At 57.8% G+C, this 946-nt stretch carries 1 protein-coding gene; it reads left to right on the top strand.

Annotated elements, in window-relative coordinates; all coding sequences use genetic code 11:
• The first annotated feature begins 108 nt into the window (after positions 1 to 108).
• Positions 109 to 804 carry a hypothetical protein gene (locus H9656_RS13970; RefSeq protein WP_191744874.1) on the top strand — a complete coding sequence of 232 codons (696 nt, stop codon included), beginning with the start codon at positions 109 to 111 and terminating at the stop codon, positions 802 to 804.
• Positions 805 to 946 lie beyond the last annotated feature (142 nt).

Below are 946 nucleotides of genomic sequence, written 5' to 3'. Positions count from 1 at the left end.
GTGTTTCACGGAAGATCGCGACCTGAAATATCAGGCTTTTATCGGCGTCGATTTTCGTGCCCGCTTCCATCTGATTGCGGAAGCAGTCGATACCGTTAAGCTGGGCCGATGAAGACGAGTCACACCTTGCGGGGCCAAACCTCCGGTCAAAATTTCGTGTCGCAGTCGATCTTCGACCGACATGAACGCGCATTGGATCGGCTCGTAGAGTATGGCGTGCCCGCTGATCTCCGCGCCCAACTGTCAGGGGCCGCTCGCGAACTACTCGCTCTGGCCAATCCGGCAGGCATCTCCCGTTTTGGCGAAGACCTTGTGGCGGCATGGGTAGGAGGAGAAGTCGCCGCCAACTACAAAGACGGCCACGACGTCGTGGCATCCAATGGCGCGTTGATCGAAGTGAAATTCAGTAAGCTGAATACGCCGGTGAAGGGGAAGCCCACGCGACGCTGGAACTGGGCCAACATCACCGGTGGCGAGGCCGCGAACAAGGACTGCGACTTCATCGTTCTCGTAGGTGAAGCCGATCCGAGATTCGCCGACCTGCCTTTGATCGACAACCTGTATGTTGCGTTCTGTATCCCCCATGAGCATGTGAAGGGAAACTATGGCGGACTGAACTACGGGGGCAATCGAGGGCAGATTAACGTGACAAGCAATCCCGATCTGCCGTTCACCGCCGCGATGATCCGTTCCTACGCTCTGAGCCGCGAGGGCTTTACCGACCACTTCAAGGCTGGGGCGCCGATCTTCTCGCCACCGCCTATCCCAGAGGAGGTCGCGCGCGCTCGCGGTCGCTACCGATAGGTTCGATTGACGGTCTATCAATCCATGAGACGATGACCGTTCTTCCAACGACATCGGAGAACGGTCCTGACCAAGCGCGTGGCGATCTATGCTCGTGTTTCCACGGCGGATAAAAACCAGACCGTCGAGAACCAGCTTCGTG

The sequence above is a fragment of the Brevundimonas guildfordensis genome (assembly GCF_014836405.1).
In the GTDB taxonomy this organism is placed as follows: domain Bacteria; phylum Pseudomonadota; class Alphaproteobacteria; order Caulobacterales; family Caulobacteraceae; genus Brevundimonas; species Brevundimonas guildfordensis.
This window is presented reverse-complemented; position numbering and strand designations above follow the sequence as displayed.

What these genes read in the sequence shown, in the direction of transcription:
- H9656_RS13970 (WP_191744874.1), top strand. Translation starts at nt 109, where the DNA reads ATGAAGACGAGTCACACCTTGCGGGGCCAAACCTCCGGTCAAAATTTC.